Raw genomic sequence first — 368 nt, 5'->3', positions numbered from 1 at the left:
TACCAGCAGTACAATTGTCAGATGCTGACGGAGCTACAATGGTTAAAGTAGCATTACACTCACCTTCATCTGTTCCTTCATTGATTGGAGATACTGCTGCAATCACAGGAGCTTCATCATCAGTCACTGTTACCACCTGCTCTACTGCAGTCGCGGCATTGATGCCATCGCTGTAGTTCCAGGTTATAGTAGTTGTTCCTGTTGGGAACGGATCAGTCAAAGCAAGATTATCACTACGGGTACCGGTAGCTGTACCAGCAGTACAATTGTCAGATGCTGACGGAGCTACAATGGTTAAAGTAGCATTACACTCACCTTCATCTGTTCCTTCATTGATTGGAGATACTGCTGAAATCACAGGAGCTTCA

General features: G+C 45.1%; 1 protein-coding gene. It reads right to left on the bottom strand.

Annotation, left to right across the window (positions count from 1 at the left end):
- Positions 1-368, bottom strand: a 368-nt coding sequence (locus tag HC175_RS20715; RefSeq protein WP_209310156.1) for a hypothetical protein, incomplete at both ends; no start/stop codon positions are given.

Source organism: Salinimicrobium oceani, from assembly GCF_012037645.1.
The sequence above is the reverse complement of the archived record's forward strand: the minus strand, read 5'-3'. Positions and strand labels throughout refer to the sequence as shown.